The organism is Prochlorococcus marinus XMU1419 (genome assembly GCF_017695955.1).
In the GTDB taxonomy this organism is placed as follows: domain Bacteria; phylum Cyanobacteriota; class Cyanobacteriia; order PCC-6307; family Cyanobiaceae; genus Prochlorococcus_A; species Prochlorococcus_A marinus_AD.
Genome location: NZ_JAAORO010000002.1, coordinates 216,419 through 241,533 on the forward strand (window position 1 = coordinate 216,419; position 25,115 = coordinate 241,533).

The window sequence follows — 25,115 nt, forward strand, 5'->3', positions numbered from 1 at the left end:
AACATGACAACTGCATTATTTGAAACAGAAGTTGGGAACATTAATATTGAATTTTTCTCTGAAGACGCACCTAATACAGTTAAAAACTTCACTAATTTGATTAGTGATGGTTTTTATGATGGTTTAGCATTTCACAGAGTTATACCTGGATTTATGGCTCAGGGTGGATGTCCTAATACCCGTGACGGAGCATCTGGTATGCCTGGAACTGGTGGTCCTGGATATAATATTAAATGTGAAATTAATTCCAAAAAACATCTAAAAGGTTCACTTTCTATGGCACATGCAGGAAAGGATACAGGTGGTAGTCAGTTTTTCATAGTTTATGAACCACAGCCTCATCTCGACGGAGTTCATACTGTTTTTGGTAAGACAGATGATATGGATGTAGTGTTAAAGCTTACTAATGGATCAAAAATTCTAAAAGCAACTTTAAAATAGTAATTTAGCCACCAAAAACAATACTAAATGTCTCTTTATCTAGATTAAATTTTCTTGTAGATGAATATAAGATTTCATTATTAATAGTGAATTTAGTATTGATTAGTTTGATGCTACTTTTTGGGTGTAATGCTTGCTCAATGTTTCTAGAAACAATAATGCCAATCTTTGTACTATTTTCATATTTGGATAAAAACTGAATAAATAATTCTATATTCTTTATTTCCTCATCAGTAATGTTGGAATTGGTTCTGTTCTGATCGTGTAAAATTCGCCATACTAATTTTGGTCGGTTCCAAAAAGCCAATAATCTTGGACTACTTTCTAGTTTAATATTTATCTTTTGATCACTACAGAATTTAATAACTTTATTTTTTATTGGAACTAGATCAATAGATTTATAATTTCCGTCAAGAAAAATTGATATAAATGGATCGATATTCCTGGAATTAAAATTATCTTCATCAATCATATGGCCTAGCTTTGTTTTTTTTACACTCAAATACTCTGCATTATTATCATTTGGACAAATCACTAATGGAACTCTCTCAATAACTTCTATTCCATAACCACCTAATCCCGCAATCTTTCTAGGATTGTTGGTCAATAATTTTAATTTTTTTATCCCTAGATCAGTTAATATTTGTGCTCCAACTCCATAATTTCTGAGATCAGCTGGAAAACCTAATTTTTCATTAGCTTCTACAGTGTCTAATCCACCATCTTGCAAACTGTAAGCTTTTAATTTATTTATTAAACCTATACCTCTGCCTTCTTGTCTCAAGTAAACAACAACTCCTTCTTCCTCCTTCTCTATCCTTGATAAGGCAGCCTCTAACTGAGGTCTACAATCACAACGTAATGATCCAAAAGCATCGCCAGTTAAGCACTCTGAATGCATTCTTACAAGCACAGGTTCGCTTAGTTTTGATGATTTTTGTTTTACTAAAGCAACGTGTTCCGAACCATCAAGTTCATTAATATATCCATATGCTTTAAAATTACCAAAAATACTTGGAAGAACAGCATCAGATTTTCTAAATACAAATCTCTCAGTTTGAAAACGATAACTTATTAAATCAGCAATGGATATTAATTTCATTCCCCACTGTTTAGCATATTCTTTTAGTTGGGGAAGTCTTGACATGGAACCGTCAGGATTTTGTATTTCACAAATCACTCCAGCGGGATAAAGGCCTGACATTGCTGCAATATCTACAGCGGCTTCGGTATGACCTGCCCTTTTTAAAACTCCACCTTTTTTAGCTCTTAATGGAAAAATATGTCCTGGCCTCCTTAAATCATCAGGCTTTGTATTTGGGTTTATAGCAACTTGTATTGTCTTTGCCCTATCTTCAGCAGAAATTCCTGTAGTAACATTATTTTCAGGACCAGCATCAATTGATATCGTAAAAGCTGTTTGATTTTCATCTGTATTTCTATCTACCATTAATGGTAAATCTAATGAATCAAGTTTTTCACCTTGCATTGCTAGGCATATAAGACCCCGTCCCTCAGTAGCCATAAAATTAATTTGCTGAGGGGTTGCAAACTGAGCCGCACATATTAAATCTCCTTCATTTTCTCTTCTTTCATCATCTACAACAATAATGCATTCACCATTTCTTATAGCTGCCAACGCATCGCTGATAGGATCAAATTCAATTTTAAAAGATTCATTTATATCCAAAATTGTTCCATTATTTGATTTGGGACTTGTTTCTTTCATTATTCCTATCAATATAGAAAAATAGTGTTTTAGTTACCTTAAATTCAACACTTTATAATCCTATCTCAAAGTCTGCCAATTCAAAGAAATGAATGTTGCAATAGTAGGTGCTACTGGTTACGGCGGTATTCAAGCGGTAAATCTCTTAAAGAGAATTAAAAAACACAAAATTTCATTTTTAGGAGGTAATAAAACATCTGGATCAAAGTGGAATGATAATTTTCCTTTTATTTATCTAGATAATGATCCTTTTATAGAAGATATTTCCGTAGATAATATTTCAAAAAATGCAGATGTTGCTTTGCTTTGCTTACCAAATGGCTTATCTTCAACATTGACAAGAAAATTATTAGATCGAGGACTTAAAGTTATAGATTTATCTGCAGATTACAGATATAAGTCCTTAGATGAATGGAAAAATGTATATTCCAAAGAAGCTGCTATTTATAAAAGGAATGATGATGATTTATGTAAAGAGGCAGTCTACGGTCTTCCTGAAATAAATAAGGAAGCCATTTCAAAAGGAAGATTAATTGCCTGTCCAGGATGCTATCCAACATCTGCTCTTATTCCATTAGTTCCTTATCTATCGCAAGGAATTATTGAAAATGAAGGAATAGTTATTGATTCTAAAAGCGGAACCTCTGGAGGAGGTCGAGAACCAAACCAAAACCTTCTCTTATCAGAATGTGGTGAAGGCTTATCAGCATATGGATTGATAAACCATAGACATACCTCTGAGATCGAGCAAGTAGCATCTATAATTTCTGGAAATAAAATTGAACTGCTTTTTACACCTCATTTGGTTCCAATCTCAAGGGGTATGCATTCGACTATATATGGGAGATTAAGAGATCCAGGATTAACCTCTGATGATTGCAGAATTCTTTTGGATAATTATTACAGAAATTTTAAAAATATTAAAGTATTACCTGTAGATACATACCCTTCAACAAAATGGGTTAAAAATACAAACCAAATTTTCCTTTCTGTTAAAGTTGATACTAGAAACGGAAGGATTATTATTTTGTCTGCAATTGATAATTTGTTAAAAGGTCAAACTGGGCAAGCAATTCAAAATTTAAATATTATGAGTGGATTTTCAATGGATGAAGGTCTTGATTTAATTAATAATTTTCCATAAGATTACTTCTTATCAAGAAACCAGCTTGAGAGATTGAGTAAGGTAAAATTTTATGCTCAAGCATTTGTATCCTTTTGGAAAGTGATTCAATATCATCATCATCTCTAATTGATAATGCAGCTTGCATTATCAATGATCCACTATCTACCTCCTCTTCTACAAAATGTACTGAACAACCAGTTATTTTTGAACCATTTAATATAGAGTCCTTTATCGCAGAACCACCTTTATATGCGGGAAGTAATGAAGGGTGAATATTTATTATCTTATGTTTAAATTTATTAATAAAAAATGGAGTAACAATTTTCATCCAGCCTGCCATAACAACAAGTTCAACATCGTAATGAATTAAAGTATTTACAATTTCTAATTCAAAAGCTTCTTTTTGCAGAAAGTCTTTGCCTCTTATAATTTTGTGAGGTATTTTTTTACTTTCAGCTCTTTTTATACAACCGGCTTCATCTTTGTTAGTAATTAAAACTTTTATATCTATATCTAATTCTCCTTTTTCTGAGAGATTAATTAATTCCTGAAAGTTTGTTCCTTTCCCTGAAGCAAGTACACCTATTTTTAATTTTGGTGAAAATCTTCTAAATTCAGATATCTCAGGCGAAATTATGTAATTAAAAGATCTTTCCAATTTTTTTTATTTTATCTAATGATAAATTCATATGAAATAAAAAAAACCCTCAATGTTAATTGTTTATATTCAAAAACATATTTATTTGAAGATAATAATTTAAACAAATTTAAATGATTCAAATCTATGTACGATCCGTATAGATATAATTGAATAATAAATAAAAGAAACAAATATATAAAATGAATGGAGATTTAAAATCTTGGGATAAATTTTGTAATTATCTTTGGTTTGATAAAAAACTAAATATTTGGTTAGACATAAGCAAAATTAATTTCACAAGTAAAGAGATAAAAAATTTAGAAGATAAATTTAAAGACGTTTTTTCATCAATAAAAGAATTAGAAAATGGTGCAATCTCAAATATTGATGAAAATAGACAAGTTGGACATTATTGGCTTAGAAATCCATCAATTTCACCCTCTTTAAAAATAGGAGAAGAAATTAGAGCAGATATTAATTCAATCTCTGAATTTGGAAAACAAATTTTAAATGGGGATATTAAGAATAAGAATAATCAGCATTATACTGATGTTCTATGGATAGGAATTGGTGGAAGTGGATTAGGACCATTACTTATTACAGAGTCACTGCAGAAGTGTTCTAAAGGCTTAAATTTTTCTTATATCGATAATGTTGATCCTTTTTTAATTAGCGAAAAGTTAGAAGAGTTATCTGAAAAATTATCAACAACATTATTTGTAGTAGTAAGCAAATCAGGTGGTACGCCTGAACCTAGAATTGCTATGGAAATTATTAAAAGTTACTGCGAAAACAATTCTCTTGAATGGAATTCTAATGCTATAGCTATAACTATGAAAGGTAGTAAGCTATTTAAAAAAGCTACTTCTGAAAATTGGTTAAAAATATTTAATTTGCAAGATTGGGTTGGTGGAAGAACTAGTATTACAAGCTCTGTGGGATTACTTCCATTAGCTCTTATTAATGAAAATATCTCTGAATTTATCAGAGGTGCATCATTAATGGATGAGGCCACACGTATAAGTGATTTTAAAAATAATCCAGCAGCACTATTATCATCCGCATGGTATTTAACTGGGGATGGTACTGGAAAGAGAGATATGGTCGTATTACCTTATAGAGATAGGTTACAGGTTTTTAGTAAATATCTTCAGCAATTAGTAATGGAATCATTAGGAAAGAAATTTAATAGGAATGGTCAAGTAGTTAATCAAGGTATTTCCGTTTTTGGTAATAAAGGATCTACAGATCAGCATGCTTATGTTCAGCAACTTAGAGATGGTATTGATAATTTCTTTTGTATTTTTATTGAATTATTAGATTCTCCATCTACTAATATATTTGATGAAAAAGAGAATCCTAAAGAATATCTTTCTGGTTTTTTGCAAGGAACCAGATCAGCACTCTCTAGTGAAAACAGACAAAGTATCACTATTACGTTAGAAAAGTTAAATTGTTTTTCACTAGGTGCCTTAATCGCTTTATTTGAGAGGGCTGTATCCTTCTACGCTGAATTGGTAAATATAAATGCATATGATCAACCTGGAGTTGAAGCTGGAAAGAAAGCAGCTGCAAATATTATTGAGTATCAACAAAAAGTAAGTAATTTATTAGATGAAGGTGGAGAATATTCTATAAATGACATAACTTCATTATTTGATAATTCAGTTAGTGAACCTATATTTTTTATACTCCGTGAAATGTGTTTCGGTAATGATAATTATTTAGTTAAGGGCGATTGGTCAAATCCAAATTCATTAGTTATTCAAAAAATAAATTCTTAAACAACAATATTCATTATTTTTCCTTTAACAATAATTATTTTTCTTATTTCCTTATCTTGAGTCCATTTTAGTATGTTAGGTCTTTTAAAAGTCAATTCTTTAATTTGATCTTCACTCATATCATTATTAATATTTACTTTGTCTCTAACTTTTCCATTCACTTGTATTACTAGTTCATATGAATCTTCCTTTAGTGCCTCGGCATTAAAGGAAGGCCAGTGTTCTAAATGTACAGATTTTTTAAATCCTATAAGATGCCATATTTCTTCTGCAATATGAGGAGCAAATGGAGCCAACAAAATACAAAATGTTTTTAAAGCATCAATTTTTAAATTATTGTTTACATCATTAATGGAATTTGATAATGAATTATAAAACTTCATTAGTTCTGAAATCGCAGTATTAAATTGGTTATTTAATATGTCATTTGAAATTTCTTTTATAGCAATATTCATTGACTTTATTAAACTTTTTTCTTTATCTGGATAGGAATTAGATTTACTATTTATATCTTTTGCACAATTTATATAAAGCTTCCAAATCCTACTTAAAAATCTAAATTGTCCTTCAACATCTGTATCTCCCCATTCCAAATCTTTTTCTGGTGGGGCTTTAAATAATATAAACATTCTTGCTGTATCGGCTCCATATTTTTTAATTACTGATTCAGGGTCTATTCCATTATATTTAGACTTAGACATCTTCTCGAAAAGAACTTCAAGTTTAGTATTGTCAATTGGATCTGTAGGATTTGATAAGTCAGTAATATCGGAAGGAGAAACATATTTACCAGTTTTATTGTTTTTATATGCTGCGGACTGAACCATTCCTTGCGTTAATAGTTTTTTGAAAGGTTCATCAATATCAAATAGTTCATTATCTCGCAAAGCTTTAGTGAAAAATCTTGCGTATAACAAATGCAATATTGCATGCTCTACTCCTCCAACATATTGATCTACAGGTAACCACTTATTAATTTCATTCTTTTCAAATGGCTTAGTTGAACATTTTGAAGATGGGTATCTTAAAAAATACCAAGATGAACACATGAAAGTGTCCATAGTATCAGTTTCTTTTCTTGCCGCTATTCCACATTTTGGACATGTTGTATTTATCCAATTATTATTACCTAAGGCATTAATCTTGTTAGCGGAGATTTCTATATCTTTTGGTAATGAAAGAGGCAAATCCGATTGGTTTAAAGGAACAGCTCCACATTTTTTGCAATTAACAATGGGTATCGGACATCCCCAATATCTTTGTCTAGATATTAACCAATCTCTTAAACGATACTGAATTTTATTTTCGGCCCATCCATTATTTACTCCCTCCTCTGAAATTTTTAATTTAGCAATAGTATTTGCTATACCATTGTATTGATTTGAATTAATTAGATATCCATTTTCTACATAAGCATTATCAAGCTCACTACTTTGTTCACTTTTATCCTTTACTATTACCTGTTTAATATCTATGTTGTTTTTCTTAGCAAACTCAAAATCCCTTAAATCATGAGCAGGTACACCCATAACAGCGCCTGTACCGTATTCATCAAGAACATAACTAGCCACCCAAATAGGTATAGATTCAGAATTAACTGGATTTATTGCCATTAAGCTAGTTTTTATTCCAATTTTTTCAAGTTCATTATTTTTATTATCTTTCAAATATTGTTTAAGATTTTCTATATCTTGTATGGTTTCTTGATCAGTAATTTTTTTAATTAAGGAATGATTTACAGAAATTGCTAAATAAGTAACTCCAAATAAAGTATCTGGCCTTGTTGTAAATACAGTTATTTTCTTTTCTGGATTGGTATTGATATTGAAATTAATATTTGCACCAATTGACTTTCCAATCCAATTATCTTGCATTATTTTTACTCTTTCTGGCCAGTTATCTAATTTTTCTAAATCCTTCAATAACTCATCCGCATAATTAGTAATTCTTAAAAACCATTGCTTTAATAATTTTTTTTCAACTACTGCCCCAGATCTCCAAGATTTACCCTCTGAGTCAACTTGTTCATTCGCTAGGACTGTATTGTCTATAGGATCCCAATTAACTTCTGATTCCTTTTGATATACAAGACCTGACTTGTATAACTCTAAAAATAGATATTGGGTCCAAATATAATAATTTTCATCACATGTTGCAAATTCCCTATTCCAATCAACTGATAGTCCCAAAAGCTTTAATTGTGACTTCATATGAGAAATATTTTTTTTAGTCCAGACACTTGGACTAATTCCTCTTTCAATCGCAGCATTTTCAGCAGGCAAACCAAAAGCGTCCCAACCCATTGGATGTAAGACAGATTTACCCTTAAACCTTTGGAATCGCGCTATTAAGTCTGTAATAACATAATTCCTAACATGTCCCATATGAAGATTACCTGAAGGGTAGGGAAACATGGATAAGGCATAAAACTTATCGCTATTCTCAGTTAATTCATCGGTTTTGTATAAATTGTTTTCTGTCCATATTAACTGCCATTTTTTTTCTATTTCAGATGGATTATATAAATTGGTATCAGCCTCATATTGTTTATCGGGAGAAATCACTTAATTTTTATTTGTTAAATTATTATTTTAATATCCATTGTATAAAATAGAAATAGATTGTTAAAAGGAATAATTTATAATTAAAATTTAAGATATATGAATTACAAATGAAAAATATAAATTTTGAAAAATATCAAGGTAACGGAAATGATTTCGTAATAATAGATTCTAGAGGAAATGAATTATATAAAAATTACAAGACAAATAAAATATTTGATATAAAAAAAATTTGCAACAGGCAATTTGGTGTTGGAGCAGATGGTGTAATTTTTATAGAAGAACCTAATGAAGATAATTATGCAAAAATGATAATTTTTAATTCTGATGGTTCTGAAGCACAAATGTGTGGAAACGGAATTAGGTGTTTAGTTGAGTATCTCCACGTAAATGATTCAATGAATAATAAAAATATAGAATATAAAATTGAGACTAAAGCAGGTTTAAAAATTGCAAAATATATAAATGATGAAATTACAGTAAAAATGGGAGTTCCAATTTTAGAATGTCAAAATATTCCAACAACAATTGAAAAAAAAATAAATTCAATTCCTTCACAAGAATTTATTGAGAAAGATTTTAATAATATGGGTTATGCAGTAGGAATGGGAAATCCTCATTTAATATTCTTTGTAAAAGACATAGAGTCAATTGTTCTTTCCAGACTTGGTCCTGTATTTGAAAAAAATGAATTATTTCCTGAAAAAACTAATGTCCATTTTTGTCAAATTTTAAATAGAGATAATATCAAAGTAAAAGTATGGGAAAGGGGTGCAGGACCAACCTTAGCTTGTGGAACAGGTGCCTGTGCTATCCATGTGGCAGCTTATAAATTAGGCCTTTGTAATTCACAAACCATAGTAACCTTACCAGGAGGTAATCTTAAAATTGATTGGTCAAAAGACGATTGTGAAGTAATGATGACTGGTAATGCTAAAAAGGTTTTCTCAGGATCAATGTTAGTAAGTTAATGGAAAATAATTTTATCTATTTAGATAATGCATCCACAACTCCATTATCTGAGAATGTTTTAAATATAATAAATTCAACTTATAGGGATTATTGGCATAACCCTTCATCTACATATGAGTTAGGGATAAAATGCTCTACATATCTTGAAAAAATTAGATCTAAAATTGCTTGTATATTTGAAGCAGATCCAGAGGATATAATTTTTACATCTGGTTCTTCAGAATCGACATATATTGTATTTGATAATATTTATGAGAAATTTAAAAATGGTAGGGTTGTTATTTCAAATGTTGAACATCAAGCAACAACTATTTGTGCTAATAAACTAAGAAAACAAAATTGGGATATTTACGAATGGACGGTAAATAATGATGGAATTTTAAATATTTCTAATATCGAAAAATTTTTAAACAATAATACTAAGCTTGTATCAATTATTTGGGGACAAAGTGAAATTGGGACAATACAACCTGTCCAATTTATTGGTTCCAAATGTGAAGAATTAAATATAATGTTTCATTTAGATGGAACTCAAATATTAAGTAATGGAATATTCAGTTGGAAAGATCTTAAATGTGATTTTTTAAGTCTATCCGCTCATAAATTTGGAGGTCCAAAAGGGATCGGTATTCTTTTAACAAAAGAAAAGTCTAGACAAATTTTAAAAAATAATGACATATCACTTACTCAGGAATTTTCAATTAGACAAGGTACACAAGCTTTGCCATTAATCGCTGGAATGTATGAATCACTAAAGAATATTGAAGGAAAAATAAAACTATATGATTACATAACTGAATTTCCTTCTAATAATATTAATAAACTTAAAAATTATTTTTTTCAAAAAATTAAAGATAATAATCATATAAAGATTACCGGTAGTATTAACCATAGACTTCCCAGTCATATTTCTTTTCTACTATTAAATAAAATATTTGAGCCTATAAGGGCCTATAAGATTGTTAATTTTATGTCAGAAAATAAAATAGCCATAAGTAGTGGAAGTGCTTGTTCAAGCTCATCTGGGAAACCTAGCTCAACACTTAAAAATATTGGTTTAAAAGATGATGAACTATATTCAAATATTCGTGTTACTTTAGGTTCAATAAACAATAAGTCAGAAATAGATAAATTTTTAGAACTTATTCAAATATGTATTGACAAATTTTAATGGAAACCAATTACAGACTACCAAAAGATTTAAATGAATCTCTTAAGAATATGGAGGATGCAATTATTCCAAGTTTATTAGATTCAAATAAAAGATTTACTATTGAATTTAATTTTGAAGGATTGAAGTTTAACAGAATTGGAATAACTATCTACAAGATATTGTCTAAAAATAATAATGTATTCATAACATTTGCTGATCAAGGTGCTGTTGCTTTGGCTCAAAGAGACTATCCAGATATCAAAGATAAAATCTTTACTTTTAAATCATTTAATGAATCAAATAATATAAATAATAATGATAGTGCAATGATATCCATCCTACCTCAGCCATATGATTTCGATTCATTTGAACCAATGTCTGATAATTATCAAGGTACGCATTATTCATTAAATCCAAAATTTGAAGATGCCAATATTGGTATAGGAAGTGTTATTAGAGAGCGACGTAAAAACTTTGTCAAAACATGGAATAATATTTATTTTCTGCAGCCTTTAAATAAAGCTGCTCTTATGCATATTTATCCAAATAACTGGTTGCTTTTCAAAGAAGAAAATAATAGATATTTTTTTAAAAAAGAATTTGAAATTAAACCCGACAATGAATCTATTTTTGTAAATTTATAGGTTGAACGTGATAAAAAAAATATATTCATTTTTCTTTATTGTTCTTGTATTAGTAACATCTCCTTTCTTAATAAGATATTTAATAGCAAATCAGAAAATAACTATTTTAAATAGTATTTATTTTAATTTCCCGGGAATAATTACTAAAAACAAAATATGTCCTACTTATGATGCTTTATTGAATCAAACGCTTGATAATTCTTTTAGTGTATCAATTATTAATAATAAAGGGGAAATAATAAGTTCCTACAATGAGGATGTTCCAAGGTTGCCAGCATCTAACCAAAAATTATTCTCATCAGCTTATGTTTTAAGTAAATATAAACTAAATAATAATTTAAAAACTTCCTTATTTAAAAATAAAAACGATTATTATTTACACGGTCAAGGTGATCCAGATCTTAATTATGAACATATAATCGAACTAATTTCAAATGTTAAAGAAAATAAAATTATTAACTTTAATATTATAGAAATTGATTCAAAATTATATTGGCCTAATGGTTGGACAAATACTGATAAACTTTACGAATATGGATCTCCAATTACATCTCTTGCAATAGAAAGTAATCACAATAAATATGATGATATTTATGCATTAAAAAATTTTATTAAAAATTATTTAAAAAATAAATTTCCAAATTCAAAAATATATATAAATTTTTTTGATTCAGAAAAAACTTTTTATTTAAAAAATTTTAAAGAGATAAATAAAGTATATTCAACTCCTATTCTTTCATTATTAACTCTAACAAATTCTGAAAGCCATAATTATACGGCTGAATCTCTTTTTAAAAATGCCTCAAATACATGGAACGATAATAACTATATAAAATTGAAAAGATGGCTTGAAAATAAAGGCCTCCCAGCAACTAATGCATACTTTGCAGATGCTAGTGGATTGTCTCGAAAAAATAGAATTACAACAAAGTTAGTTGTATTGTTTTTAGATAAAATGAGATATTCTAATGATTTTAATGCTTATCAATCTACACTTTCAATTATGGGAGTGAGAGGAACGTTAGCTAAAAGATTTGTAAATAGTGAATTGTCTGGAAAGTTTTTTGGCAAAACTGGGACTCTTTCGAATGTCTTTGCATTATCTGGCTTTTTATATAAAAATGATAAGCCAATAATTATAAGCATTATCCAAAATTCTAATAAAATTGATAAAGAAAAAGCTTTTAATTTATTACGTGATCTTTATTACTTGAGATCCTGTTAAAAAAATATTATTTAAAATAATCTTTTAAATCCTTCTCAACAAAGGGGGGTACCATGTGATTAATTTCACCACCAAATTTTGCAACTTCTTTTACTAAAGAACTACTAAGAAAACTATAATTTGTATTTGTCGATAAAAATATAGTTTCAATATCATTATTAAGTGATTTATTTGTATGAGCAATCTGTAGTTCATACTCAAAATCACTCATTGCTCTTAAGCCTCTAAGAATAAGATTAGCTTTTAGATCATTTGCACAATCAACAGTTAGACCAGAATAAGAAATAACTTCTATATTAGGTAAATGAGAAAGAGAATTTTTTATTTGTATTATTCTTCTTTCAAGATTAAATGTTGGTGTTTTAGAGGTATTTTCTAAAACAGCAACTACTAGATTGCCAAATATTTTTTCAGCCCTTTCTATTAAATCAAGATGCCCATTTGTTAAAGGATCAAATGTACCTGGATAAAGAATTTTCATGAATTTATTATGATCGAATAAGAAATTTAGTTAAAATAATATTATTAGTTAAATCAATTATGACATTAAATCTAGAAGCAAAAAAAATCTTATTAAGAAAAATACCTCACGGATTATTTATTTGTGGCGTTAGAGACGAGGATAAAAATGAAGTGAATGGATTTACTGCAAGTTGGGTGACTCAAGGTTCTTTCACCCCGCCATTAGTTGTAATGGCTGTTAGAGCAGAGGGTTCTAGTCATGAAATAATAAAGGCAACCAATAAGTTCTCATTAAATGTGCTCAAAAGTGATCAAAAGGATCTAGCGGCTGTTTTCTTTAAACCACAAAAAGCATTAGGAGGTAGATTTGAATCTGTTGAATTTAATTTAGGTGAGCTTGGATTGCCTATTTTAGTTGATAGTGTTGGTGGTGTTGAATGTAATGTTGTTGGAAGTGTTATGCATGGAGACCATACCGTTTTTGTAGGAGAGGTGCAATCTGCTTATCTGAATAATGATGTTGACTCACTAAATTTATCTTCAACTGGCTGGAATTATGGAGGTTAAACACTATAAATGAGTAATTCCTCTATCGAAAAAATAAATAACAAATATAATTTTAAAATTGAATATAAATTAATTAATAATAAGGAGTTATTAAAAACAAGATTATCCGAAATTCCAAAGTCATCTGGTTGTTATCTTTTTAAAGATATTGATAATAACCTACTTTATATCGGTAAATCTAAAAAACTACGCAGTAGAGTAAGTAGTTATTTCAATAATTATTCAGATTTAACTCCCCGATTAAGTTTGATGGTCCGTCAAATAACTGAAATAGAAATAATAGTCACAGATAGCGAATATGAAGCATTAAATTTAGAGTCAAATTTAATTAAAACAAACAAACCATATTTTAATATTCTTTTAAAGGATGATAAGAAATATCCATATCTTTGTATAACTTGGAGTGAAAAATATCCTCGAATATTTATTACAAGAAGAAGAAGAAATAGAAATAATTTAGATAGATATTATGGACCTTATGTTGATGTCGGATTATTAAGGAGAACATTATTTACGATAAAAAAAATATTTCCACTTAGACAAAGACCAAGGCCAGTCTATAAAGATAGAACTTGTTTGAATTATTCAATAGGAAGATGTCCAGGTGTTTGCCAAGAAGTTATATCATCTGACGATTATAAAAAAATAATGAAACAAGTATCTATGATATTTCAGGGAAGAAATGATGACTTAGAAATATTTTTACAAAAAAAAATGCTGCAATTTTCAAATGATTTAGATTATGAGAATGCAGCAAAAATAAGAGACCAAATTTCAGGTTTAAAATTATTAACTGAATCACAAAAAATATCAATACCAGATTCTTCAATTAATAGAGATATCTTTGGAATAGTTTCAGAAAAAAATGTAGCTAGTATACAAATTTTCCAAATGAGATCAGGTAAGCTCATTGGGAGAATTGGCTATAGTCAAAAATTAAATAATGAAGATGAAAATCTTATTTTACAAAAGATATTAGAAGAGCATTATATGAATGTTGAACCTGTAGAAATACCATCAGAAATTCTTATTCAATATAATCTTCCAAAACAAGCAACCATAGAGGATTGGTTAACGGAGCTAAGAAAAAAGAAAGTAAAAATCCTAATCCCAAAAAGAAATAAAAAACATGAAACTGTAGAGATGGTTTTAAAAAATGCGAAATTAGAATTAGATAGAATATTAAATGGGATACAAGATAATGAATCATCAATTGAGGATCTTGCCCAAATACTTGAATTAAGCGAACAACCTAAAAGAATTGAAGGCTATGATATAAGCCATATTCAAGGTAGTGACCCTGTAGCATCACAAGTCGTTTTTATTGATGGGGTTCCTTCTAAACAGCATTATAGGAAATATAAAATTAAAGATCCAAACGTTTTTATAGGACATAGTGATGATTTTGCTTCGATATATGAAGTAATACAAAGAAGGTTTAAAAAATGGTCAAGATTTAAAGAAAGCGGAGGGGATTTTTCAATATTAAATGATAAAACGAACAGTAAATTAGACAATGAACTTCTATCAGATTGGCCTGATTTAATAATGATTGATGGAGGAAAAGGACAGTTAAATGCAGCTATTAAAGCATTAAAAGAATTAAATCTTGAGGAAGAAGTAACTATATGTTCATTGGCAAAAAAAAATGAAGAAATATTTATTCCAGGATTTACTAAGTCTCTTGATACTGATGAAAATCAAAAAGGAGTTCTTCTATTAAGAAGGGTAAGAGATGAAGCACATAGATTTGCATTATCTTTTCATAGAGAAAAAAGATCTAAAAGAATGAATAGATCTCAATTGTCCCAAATCAGTGGATTAGGACCATCAAGAATAAGAGAATTGCTTGAGCATTTCAAATCAATAGACGCGATAAGAATAGCTAGTAAGGAGGATTTATCAAAAGTTAAAGGACTTGGAAAAAATTCAGTTAATGATATATATGAATATTTTAACGAGTTATAAATATTAATTAAATTTTGAAAAATAGATTTCTTGATATTGTTAAATATAACTATATTAAAAACATATATTTTTAAATTAATCTAGTAATTTGGCAGCTGAAGCATATCTCTGGTTTAAATCACTTCACATTATTGGTGTAATCGTTTGGTTTGCGGGACTTTTTTATTTAGTAAGACTTTTTATATATCATGAAGAATCTAAAAATATGGATAATGAATTAAAAATTGCCTTTAATAAACAATACACCTTGATGGAAAAAAGGCTGGCGAATATAATCACAACACCCGGGATGATATTAGCTTTAAGTATGGCTATTTGCATGGTTATTATGCAACCAAGTTGGTTAAGTGAGAAGTGGTTGCAAATTAAAATTTCTTTTGTTTTGGGATTAGTAATTTATCATTCTTATTGTTATAAAATAATGTATTCATTACAAAATGGTACTTCAACCATTTCAGCAAAAAGCCTTAGATTATTAAATGAATTGCCTACTTTATTATTATTTATAATTGTACTTTTAGTTATTTTTAAAAATAATTTTCCAACTAGTATTGCTACATGGAGCGTAGTTGGACTAATTATTTTCATGTTGGCTTCAATTCAATTATATGCAAAGATTAGAAAGAAAAATGAGAATTCATTAAGTAATGAATAGGGAAGACTTAGTAAAATTAACTTCCAATATTAATAAAAATAGTTGTCCTAATAATATTAATTTTCACTGTCATACAAAATTTAGTGATGGAAGTTTAGAACCATATGAACTTTTAGATCAAGCTTATAAAAATAACTTGAAATTTTTATCAATAACCGATCATCATACAATTAAAGCTCATGAATATATAAAAAAAAATAATATACTCAAAAATTATCCTAAAGATTCCTTTACATTAATTTCGGGAATAGAAATTAATTGTTTGATTTTAGGATGTTTAGTACATGTAATTGGATTGGGAATAGATATAAAAAGTAAATACCTAAATCCCTACATCCTTGGAGAGTCTCCAATAGGTAATGATTTAAATATTAAATCAGTTATAAAAGCAATAAATTTAGCTGGTGGTTTATCATTTCTTGCACATCCAGCGAGATACAGGATTCCCTTTTATAAATTAATTCCAGAGGCCAAAATACAAGGTATTGATGGAATAGAGGTTTGGTACGATTATGAACTTAATGAAGTATGGAATCCTAGTTTATTTGTATGTTCAGAAATAGATAAATTAGCAGATAAATATTCAATGCTAAAAACATGCGGAACAGATAGTCATGGACTTTCGCTATTAGGTAGATAATTTAGAATTCATTTTTTTCAATTATTGAATCAGTATTAATAATTATGTTCTTTAAATTTTCAATGACATCTGATGAACAATTATTCCACATTTTTCTATTTACAATTTCAAGAAATCTTTGTGCAATATCTCTTAAAGCCCATGGATTATTCTCTAGAAAGAAATTCCTAAGATCCAGATCACATAACCATGATTTATAAACTTCCTCATAACACCAATCTGAGACTACTTCAGTAGAAGCATCAAAAGCATATAAGTAATCTAGTGTAGCTGAAAATTCAAACGCTCCTTTATAACCATTATCCTTCATTCCATTTATCCATTTAGGGTTAAGTATTCTTGATATAACAACTTTATTAATTTCATCTTGTAATTTTGAAATTTTGGATAATCCAAATTTTGATAAATCACCATGATACATTTCAGGAAATTTACCGCTCAATTTTTTTACTGCTGAAGATAAGCCACCCTGAAACTGATAATAATCATCAGAATCTAAAATATCATGTTCCTTATTATCTTGGTTATGAACAACTAACTGAACATTTTTAAGAGCATTTTCTAATGATTTTTTATCCTCTATAGGTTCAAGATTATCACTGTAAATCCACTTACTCCAATTAAGAAAAGATTCTCCAAAATCATCAATATTTTCCCAATTAGAATTAGAAATTAGTTCTTGTAGTCCAGCTCCATATGAACCTGGCGCTGAACCAAATATACGATTAATTGAATCACCATCCCTTGATGCCCCAGCAAGAGGGTTAAATTTATCATCCTCATTAAGATTAGAAACAAGATTTATTGCTTTAGAAGTTAATTTAACTAACTGTGGAAATGCATCTCTAAACATTCCTGAAATCCTTAAAGTAACATCAACCCTTGGTCTTTCGAGAACAGATAAAGGAATGATTTCTAGATCTACTACTCTTCTTGAGGGCCCATCCCAAATAGGCTGTACTCCTAATAAATATAGTATTTGACAAATGTCTTCACCACCATTTCTCATTGTGGATGTTGCCCATACAGATATTGCTATATTTTTTAAATCTTCTCCATTATCTTGTTTGTATAAATCAAGTATTTGTGAGGCGGATTGGCAACCAACACTCCATGCTGATTCAGTTGGCAGACCTCTCGAATCAACTGAAAAGAAATTTTTACCAGTGGGTAAAGCTTCAGTTTTACCTCTCGTAGGGGCTCCAGATGGACCACTTTTTACATATTGTCCATTTAACGAATTAATAAATGATAATTTCTCATTATATGAAGAATTAATGATTGGATATAAAATCTCTTTTTTTAATAATAAAAAATACTTATTATGTTTTTTTTCATTAAAGAAATAGTCTATTATTTTCTGATTTTTATATTTCTCAAGATTTTTTATATTGGTATTCTTTTTATAAAAAAACAAATATATTAAATACTTTGCTTGTTGTTCCAAAAAATCAATAGCCATTCTAAAGTTTAAAATGTTTTTGTTGGAAAAAGTCAATAATATTTTTTTATCTTTTTCACTTAACTTTTGATCATATATATTTGTCCAAGGATCCAAATCTAGTTTTAAATGTTTTGCTATATATTGAACAATCCCAATTCTATTAGCATTTGGCACTCTAGCGACACACAAGAATAAATTTATTTCATTAATGTCATTCTGCCTATTACCAAAAATATGCAAACCTGTCCTAATTTGAGATTCTTTAATTTTGCAAAGAAAAGAATCAATCTCTTCAATTTGATTATTTTTATTATTTAAAGTGATTTCATTAAAATCTTTTTTAATTAATTCAAAAATGGCTTTTTCTATAATTTCAATCCGATTAGAATTTAATAATTTTGCTTCAAAATATTCTTCTAAATAATTTTCTAATATTGAATATTTTCCATATAATTCTGACCTATCCAAAGGAGGGGTTAAATGATCAATAATTGTTGCAGCAGTTCTTCTTTTAGCTTGGGATCCTTCCCCAGGATCATTTACGATAAAAGGATATATGTTTGGTATTGCTGGACAAATAATATTTGGAAAACATTTATTACTGAGACCAATAGATTTGCCAGGTAACCATTCAACAGTCCCATGTTTACCAATATGGCAAATAGCATTTGCGTTAAAAACTTTTTCAATCCAAAAATATTGTGCTAAATATCTATGGGGAGGTGGAAGATCGGGAGAATGAATATCTCTATCAGTGAAAGAGTCATAACCTCGTTGAGGTTGAATCAATAATGTTATTTTTCCAAATCTAATACCATTTATTGAGAAGCCTTCATTATCAAGATCGATCGCTTCTGATGGTTTGCCCCAACGGTTAACAATAATATTTTTTGGTTCAAGTTCTAAATAATTCCAATATTTTAAATATTCACTAAGTGGTAAGTAATCTAATGGTTTATTATTTTGAGATTCAATATCATTAGTTCTAGTTTTTATAAGTATTGACATTAATTCCGAAGAATCTTGTGGATAATTACAAGATCCAAGATCATAACCTTCTTCTTTTAACCAGTTAAGAATATTTATTATCGAAGATGGTGTATTAAGACCAACACCATTACCGATTCTTCCATTCTTTACTGGATAATTACTTATTATTAAACAAATTTTTTTTTCAAAATTATTAAGTTGTTGAAGTTTCACATAATTTGTTGCGAATTTTGAAATCCATTTAATACCTACTTGATCAGCTTTGTAACTGGTTATTTCACTGTAGAGTGTATTTTTTTTAGAAATTATTTCTTTAAATGCTGAAGGACAGGTAGTAATCCTTCCATCAAATTCAGGAATAATTATTTGCATCAATAAATCAGATGAATTCATTCCAATGGATGAATTTAACCAATTTTTTCTTGATCTATTTGAAGAGAGAAGCTGTAAAATTGGAATTTTAAGAGAAGTAAAAATATTTGTAGAATTTTCAATTAATTCGTTATTTTTGATTTGAGATGAAGAAAATGAAGTTGTGGTAATTATTAATTTAATATCTTCCTTTTTAAAAATTTCTATTAATTTCTTTTGAATAATATGATCTTTTAGTGTTGAAATAAAAATTGTTTTAGGGGATAGTCCGCATTTTCTTAACTGCAAGTTAAGTTTTTCATTTACTTCAATTTCATTTGCCAAAAAAAGGGCTTTATAGGATATTATTCCTATCTTTTCCCCTTTTTCAACTTTCCAATCATACAAATAAGGATCTGCATAAAAAGAAATCTTCAAAAACTTATCAGGAATTAATGTTTCATCTATCTTTAGATAATTTAAACAATTTAGAAATTTTCTATAATTATCCAGTCCTCCAGATCTTAGTAATTTAGAAATATTTAATGCTACTTCTTTATCTATACTACTTAGTTCACATAAGGAAACTTCCTGATCAAAGGTACCTGATAGGATTACTAACTTCCTTTTTTTATTAACTGCTTGCCATTTTAAAAGTTGCTCAATTCCATAGTTCCATGTACCTTTATCTCCGAATAATCTCAGTACTACAACTTTGGCATAATTGATTGTTTTTAATAGATAATTATCTACTTGAGCTGGGGAATTTAAATTAGAAATTTCTAAAGCTCTAATATTATTTTTTAATGAAGCAAATTCTTTTTCTAACAATAAATTTGATAAGAGTTTTAAATCAGCTTTGACACTTGTTATAAAAATAAAATCTGCAACTGGTTGCTCTATTAAATCATCCTTATTCTTATCATTTCCTGCTATATTTAATATCCTGTGCATTTTTATATATAAATAAGGTTTAGAATAAGTAAGTAGGATAAAACAAGTTTACCTTAATTAAATAAATTTAATATGCATGAATTTCTTCCATACGCCTGGTTCGAAGGTAAATGTATTCCATTTAAAGAAGCAAAAATATCAATAGCTACTCATGCACTACATTACGGCACTGCTGCATTTGGAGGAATGCGAGCGATACCCAATCCTACAAATAAAAAAGAATTTCTTTTATTTAGAACTGATAAACACATAAAAAGATTATCTCAAAGTGCTAAATTACTCTTAACTGATATTTCTGAAGAATATATTTTTAAAGCCTTAGAGGAAGTTATAAAAAGAAACAAGCCAAAAAAACCTATTTATATAAGACCATTTGTATATACAAGCGATTTAGGTATAGCTCCAAGGTTACACAATATTGAAACAGATTTCTTCATTTATTGTATTGAACTAGGAGATTATCTATCCCCAGATGGTGTTTCTTGTAGAATGAGTAGTTGGACTAGACAAGAAGATAGATCTCTCCCATTGAGAGGGAAAATAAGTGGAGCTTATATTACTAGTTCATTAGCTAAAACAGAAGCTAGTTTATCGGGTTTTGATGAAGCCTTGCTATTAAATTCAAGTGGCAAGGTAAGCGAAGCTAGTGGTATGAATTTATTTATTGTAAGAAATGGAGACTTAATCACTCCAGGTGTTGATCAAGATATCCTTGAGGGGATTACTAGAGCTAGTGTAATTGAATTAGCAAAATCATTTGGAATAAATGTAATTGAAAGGCCTGTTGATAAAACAGAATTATTAATAGCCGATGAAGTTTTTCTAAGTGGTACAGCTGCAAAAATTACACCAGTTAAAAAGATTGAATCAACCGAGTTAAATGTGGAAAGACCAATAATGAATAAATTAAAAAGTAAGCTTATAGAAATAACAGAAGGTCGTTCTCAAGACTATGATAATTGGGTAACAAGAATTTCTCTACAATAAATTGTTTTTTACCTAAAAATGGAATCTTTTAGAACCTATCTAAATAGAGATGAAAAGCCATTAATAATTTTTGACGGTGGGACTGGAACATCATTTCAGAACTTAAATCTTTCGGCAGACGATTTTGGAGGAAAAGAATTAGAGGGTTGTAATGAAAACCTTGTTTTATCCTCACCAAAGGTAGTTGAAAAGGTTCATAATTCATTCCTAGAAGCAGGTTGTCATGTTATAGAAACTAATACTTTTGGAGCCTCATCAATAGTTCTTGATGAATATGATATTCCAGATAAGGCATATGAGATAAATAAAAATGCTGCACTAATAGCAAAAAACGCAGCTGGCAAATATTCATCAGTTGATAAGCCAAGGTTTGTTGCTGGTTCAATTGGACCAACCACTAAATTACCCACATTAGGACATATAAATTTTGATGAATTAAAGGAATCATACAAAGAACAAATATATGGTCTTATAGATGGAGGAGTTGATCTTCTTTTAATTGAAACTTGTCAAGATGTATTGCAAATAAAATCTGCCTTATTAGCATCTAAAGAAGTACTTGATAGTAAAAATATAGATATACCTATAATGGTATCTATAACAATGGAAACAACAGGTACTATGCTTGTTGGATCTGACATTGCCTCTGCATTAACAATATTAGAGCCGTTTAATATAGATATCCTTGGACTAAATTGTGCTACTGGTCCAGAACAAATGAAAGAACATATTAAATATTTGTCTGAAAATTCTCCCTTCGCTATAAGCTGTATTCCCAACGCAGGACTTCCTGAAAATATTGGCGGTGTTGCTCATTACAGATTAAAGCCAATAGAATTAAAGATGCAGTTAATGAATTTTATATATGACTTTAATGTTCAATTAATAGGTGGATGTTGTGGGACAACACCCGAACATATTAAATATCTTTCTTCAATAATCGATGAAATTATTGATAAAGAAATGCCAAATAAAAATGGTAAGAACAATTTAAGTGGCTATATTCCTTCTGCAGCATCAATATATAATTCTGTACCGTACAAACAAGACAATTCTATTTTGATTGTAGGCGAAAGATTAAATGCAAGTGGATCTAAAAAGGTAAGGGAGTTGTTAAATAACGATGATTGGGATGGACTAGTATCAATTGCCAAGCAACAACAAAAAGAAAATGCACACGTTCTTGATGTGAATGTTGATTATGTAGGGAGAGACGGAGTGAAAGATATGAAAGAAATAACATCAAGACTTGTTACCAATATAAATTTGCCATTAATGATTGACTCTACAGATGCTGACAAAATGGAAAGTGGATTAAAGTCAGCTGGTGGTAAATGTATTATAAATTCAACCAATTACGAAGACGGTAATGAAAGGTTTGATCAAGTTCTAAATTTAGCCTTGGGGTATGGTTCAGGTCTTGTTGTAGGAACTATTGATGAAGATGGAATGGCAAGGAATGCAGATAAAAAATATGACATTGCTAAACGAGCAATTAATAGAACCAGGGAATGCGGTTTGTCTGATTATGAGCTCTTTTTTGATCCATTAGCTCTTCCAATATCTACTGGGATAGAAGAAGATAGATTAAATGCTAAAGAAACAATTACTGCTATATCAAAAATTCGTGAAAATTTTCCTGAGGTTCACATCATACTTGGGATATCAAACATTAGTTTTGGTCTTTCACCATTATCCAGAATTAATCTAAATTCAATATTTTTAGATGAATGCATTAAAGCAGGATTGGATTCTGCTATCATCGCACCAAATAAAATTTTGCCATTATCAAAAATTTCTGAAGAAACCAAAAAGCTTTGTTTAGATTTGATATATGACAAAAGAAAATTTGAAGATGATATTTGTATTTATGATCCATTAGTAGAATTAACAAAAGCTTTTCAAGATTTATCTATTCAAGATTTCAAAAAAGCATCTTCAGAAAATAAAAACCTAACTCTGGAAGAAAGCCTAAAAAATCATATTATTGATGGAGAAAAAATAGGTTTAGAGGATCAACTAAATAAAGCTTTAAAAAAATATAAACCTCTAGAAATAATTAATACCTTTCTACTAGATGGGATGAAAGTTGTAGGTGATTTATTTGGCTCAGGTCAAATGCAATTGCCATTTGTACTCCAATCCGCAGAAACAATGAAATTTGCCGTTTCAATTTTAGAACCACATATGGAAACTGTGGAAGAAAACATATCAAATGGAAAACTCTTAATTGCAACAGTCAAAGGCGATGTTCATGATATAGGAAAAAATTTGGTTGACATAATACTTACGAATAATGGTTATGAAGTAATAAATCTTGGAATAAAGCAAGATGTTTCAGCAATTATAGATGCACAAAAAAAGCACAATGCAGATTGCATCGCTATGAGCGGATTACTTGTTAAATCAACTGCTTTTATGAAAGATAATTTAGAAGCTTTTAACAATCAAGATATTAGTGTACCAGTAATATTAGGAGGTGCAGCCTTAACCCCAAAATTTGTAAATGAGGACTGCAGCAAAATATATAAAGGGAAAATTTTATACGGAAAAGATGCGTTCACTGATCTTAAATTCATGAATGAATATATGGACAATAAAAAAAAGGGTAATTGGTCAAATACAGAGGGATTCATCAACAATGAGGGAATAGATATTAATTTAGCCTCATCAAAGTCCAACTCTCAAGCTGTTAAAAAATCAATATCTATAGATATAGAGACTTCTAAATTAAATTTAAAAGAAAATTTTATAAGATCTAAATTTATAAATGAAGAAGAACCAATTCAAGCTCCTTTCTTGGGAACGAAAGTCTTGAACGAGATTGATATAGATTTAAATAAGTTAATTTTTTATTTAGATACAAAAGCTCTATTTAGCGGACAATGGCAAATAAAAAAAGGAAAAAACCAAAGCGTAGATGAATACAATAACTATTTGGATTCATATGCTAAACCATTGCTAGATAGATGGTTAGAGACAATTGTAGAAAAAAAACTTATTTCACCCAAAGCAGTTTATGGATATTTCAGATGCGGTAGAAAAAATAATAGTATTTTCTTATTTGATGATAAATCTTTAAATAAAATTTCCGAATTTAATTTCCCAAGACAAAAATCTGGGAATAATTTATGCATAGCTGATTTTTATTGTGATTTGAAAAAGGATAAACCGATAGATATATTTCCTATGCAGGCAGTAACGATGGGCGATATTGCCAGTGAATATTCTCAAAAATTATTTAAAGAAGATAAGTATAGCGATTATTTATTATTCCATGGACTTACAGTGCAATTAGCAGAAGCTCTAGCTGAGTATGTCCATGCATTAATTCGTATTGAATGTGGTTTTAGGACTGAAGAACCAGACAAAAATAGAGAAATACTAGCTCAAAAATATAGAGGAGCTAGATATTCATTTGGTTATCCTGCATGTCCAAAAGTATCTGATTCAAACATACAATTATCATTGTTGGATGCAAAAAGAATAAGCTTGACCATGGATGAATCTGAACAACTTCATCCAGAACAAAGTACTACAGCTATCATTTCACTACACTCAAAAGCTAAATATTTCAGCGCTTAATCTAAATCTTTAGTTATTTTCTAAATATTCAATAATTTCTTCTTGAAGTTCTTCCATCGTTTCATTATCACCTAAATCAAGTCCCTCACCCGCCGCGTCCTGTGTTAACTCAAGATAATATGAAGCGCCATCACTAGATAAAAATTCTAATGCGGAAGTTTCATCACTATCTTTAAAAGCTTCATAAAGAGCTTTAAATGCTATGTTTTCAGTAAAGTCCCAATCCATAATGAAAAA

At 29.1% G+C, this 25,115-nt stretch carries 19 protein-coding genes; 13 read left to right on the forward strand and 6 right to left on the reverse strand.

What is annotated here, in order from left to right; all coding sequences use genetic code 11:
- The first annotated feature begins 3 nt into the window (after nucleotides 1-3).
- Nucleotides 4-441 carry a peptidylprolyl isomerase gene (locus HA151_RS04790; protein WP_209106364.1) on the forward strand — a complete coding sequence of 146 codons (438 nt, stop codon included), beginning with the start codon at nucleotides 4-6 and terminating at the stop codon, nucleotides 439-441.
- 4 nt (nucleotides 442-445) lie between these two features.
- Here HA151_RS04790 and ribBA read toward each other — a convergent pair whose 3' ends face one another.
- Nucleotides 446-2,170 (reverse strand): bifunctional 3,4-dihydroxy-2-butanone-4-phosphate synthase/GTP cyclohydrolase II, encoded by a 1,725-nt coding sequence (ribBA, locus tag HA151_RS04795; RefSeq protein WP_245151593.1) that lies wholly within the window; start codon nucleotides 2,168-2,170, stop codon nucleotides 446-448.
- A gap of 88 nt (nucleotides 2,171-2,258) precedes the next feature.
- Between ribBA and argC the strand changes: the two genes are divergently transcribed.
- Nucleotides 2,259-3,314, forward strand: a complete 1,056-nt coding sequence (argC, locus tag HA151_RS04800) for an N-acetyl-gamma-glutamyl-phosphate reductase (protein WP_209106365.1) — start codon at nucleotides 2,259-2,261, stop codon at nucleotides 3,312-3,314.
- On the opposite strand, the gene purN is transcribed toward argC, so the two are convergent.
- Entirely contained in the window at nucleotides 3,298-3,954 is a 657-nt protein-coding gene (gene purN, locus HA151_RS04805; RefSeq protein ID WP_209106366.1) for a phosphoribosylglycinamide formyltransferase, read from the reverse strand. The genes argC and purN overlap by 17 nt on opposite strands.
- A gap of 182 nt (nucleotides 3,955-4,136) precedes the next feature.
- Between purN and HA151_RS04810 the strand changes: the two genes are divergently transcribed.
- Nucleotides 4,137-5,720, forward strand: coding sequence for a glucose-6-phosphate isomerase (locus HA151_RS04810; protein ID WP_209106367.1), 1,584 nt, complete (start codon nucleotides 4,137-4,139; stop codon nucleotides 5,718-5,720).
- On the opposite strand, the gene leuS is transcribed toward HA151_RS04810, so the two are convergent.
- Nucleotides 5,717-8,284, reverse strand: a complete 2,568-nt coding sequence (leuS, locus tag HA151_RS04815) for a leucine--tRNA ligase (protein WP_209106368.1) — start codon at nucleotides 8,282-8,284, stop codon at nucleotides 5,717-5,719. The two genes, HA151_RS04810 and leuS, sit on opposite strands and share 4 nt — an antisense overlap.
- A gap of 107 nt (nucleotides 8,285-8,391) precedes the next feature.
- Here leuS and dapF point away from each other — a divergent pair, with 107 nt between their 5' ends.
- From dapF to HA151_RS04835, 4 genes are read left to right on the forward strand one after another with little or no spacing between them, the layout of a single operon-like run.
- Nucleotides 8,392-9,252: a diaminopimelate epimerase gene (gene dapF / locus HA151_RS04820; protein WP_209106369.1), complete on the forward strand. Its 861-nt coding sequence runs from the start codon at nucleotides 8,392-8,394 to the stop codon at nucleotides 9,250-9,252.
- Nucleotides 9,252-10,424, forward strand: a complete 1,173-nt coding sequence (locus tag HA151_RS04825; RefSeq protein WP_011862943.1) for a cysteine desulfurase family protein — start codon at nucleotides 9,252-9,254, stop codon at nucleotides 10,422-10,424. Before dapF ends, HA151_RS04825 begins: the two co-directional genes overlap by 1 nt.
- Nucleotides 10,424-11,050, forward strand: a complete 627-nt coding sequence (locus HA151_RS04830; protein ID WP_209106370.1) for a DUF1995 family protein — start codon at nucleotides 10,424-10,426, stop codon at nucleotides 11,048-11,050. The genes HA151_RS04825 and HA151_RS04830 overlap by 1 nt, the downstream gene beginning before the upstream one ends.
- 7 nt (nucleotides 11,051-11,057) lie before the next feature.
- Nucleotides 11,058-12,275, forward strand: coding sequence for a D-alanyl-D-alanine carboxypeptidase (locus tag HA151_RS04835; RefSeq protein ID WP_209106371.1), 1,218 nt, complete (start codon nucleotides 11,058-11,060; stop codon nucleotides 12,273-12,275).
- A gap of 7 nt (nucleotides 12,276-12,282) precedes the next feature.
- Here HA151_RS04835 and coaD read toward each other — a convergent pair whose 3' ends face one another.
- The gene (gene coaD, locus HA151_RS04840) at nucleotides 12,283-12,756 is read right to left on the reverse strand and encodes a pantetheine-phosphate adenylyltransferase (RefSeq protein ID WP_209106372.1); all 474 of its coding nucleotides are present in this window, start codon (nucleotides 12,754-12,756) and stop codon (nucleotides 12,283-12,285) included.
- A gap of 59 nt (nucleotides 12,757-12,815) precedes the next feature.
- Here coaD and HA151_RS04845 point away from each other — a divergent pair, with 59 nt between their 5' ends.
- The 4 genes from HA151_RS04845 to HA151_RS04860 all read left to right on the forward strand — a co-directional run bounded on the left by HA151_RS04845 (nucleotide 12,816) and on the right by HA151_RS04860 (nucleotide 16,567).
- Nucleotides 12,816-13,304, forward strand: coding sequence for a flavin reductase family protein (locus HA151_RS04845; RefSeq protein WP_209106373.1), 489 nt, complete (start codon nucleotides 12,816-12,818; stop codon nucleotides 13,302-13,304).
- Between the two features lie 9 nt (nucleotides 13,305-13,313).
- Nucleotides 13,314-15,272, forward strand: coding sequence for an excinuclease ABC subunit UvrC (gene uvrC, locus HA151_RS04850; protein WP_209106374.1), 1,959 nt, complete (start codon nucleotides 13,314-13,316; stop codon nucleotides 15,270-15,272).
- A gap of 88 nt (nucleotides 15,273-15,360) precedes the next feature.
- Complete coding sequence (gene hemJ / locus HA151_RS04855; RefSeq protein ID WP_209106375.1) at nucleotides 15,361-15,927, forward strand: protoporphyrinogen oxidase HemJ; 567 nt, start codon at nucleotides 15,361-15,363, stop codon at nucleotides 15,925-15,927.
- Nucleotides 15,920-16,567, forward strand: coding sequence for a PHP domain-containing protein (locus HA151_RS04860; RefSeq protein ID WP_011862949.1), 648 nt, complete (start codon nucleotides 15,920-15,922; stop codon nucleotides 16,565-16,567). Before hemJ ends, HA151_RS04860 begins: the two co-directional genes overlap by 8 nt.
- A gap of 1 nt (nucleotide 16,568) precedes the next feature.
- Here the strand turns inward: HA151_RS04860 and cobN are convergent, their stop codons facing one another.
- Nucleotides 16,569-20,306, reverse strand: a complete 3,738-nt coding sequence (gene cobN, locus HA151_RS04865; protein WP_209106376.1) for a cobaltochelatase subunit CobN — start codon at nucleotides 20,304-20,306, stop codon at nucleotides 16,569-16,571.
- Nucleotides 20,307-20,378: 72 nt separating this feature from the next.
- Between cobN and HA151_RS04870 the strand changes: the two genes are divergently transcribed.
- Entirely contained in the window at nucleotides 20,379-21,293 is a 915-nt protein-coding gene (locus tag HA151_RS04870; RefSeq protein ID WP_209106377.1) for a branched-chain amino acid transaminase, read from the forward strand.
- Nucleotides 21,294-21,311: 18 nt separating this feature from the next.
- Nucleotides 21,312-24,878: a methionine synthase gene (gene metH, locus HA151_RS04875; RefSeq protein WP_209106378.1), complete on the forward strand. Its 3,567-nt coding sequence runs from the start codon at nucleotides 21,312-21,314 to the stop codon at nucleotides 24,876-24,878.
- Between the two features lie 9 nt (nucleotides 24,879-24,887).
- Here the strand turns inward: metH and HA151_RS04880 are convergent, their stop codons facing one another.
- Nucleotides 24,888-25,106 carry a hypothetical protein gene (locus HA151_RS04880; RefSeq protein ID WP_025888346.1) on the reverse strand — a complete coding sequence of 73 codons (219 nt, stop codon included), beginning with the start codon at nucleotides 25,104-25,106 and terminating at the stop codon, nucleotides 24,888-24,890.
- Nucleotides 25,107-25,115 lie beyond the last annotated feature (9 nt).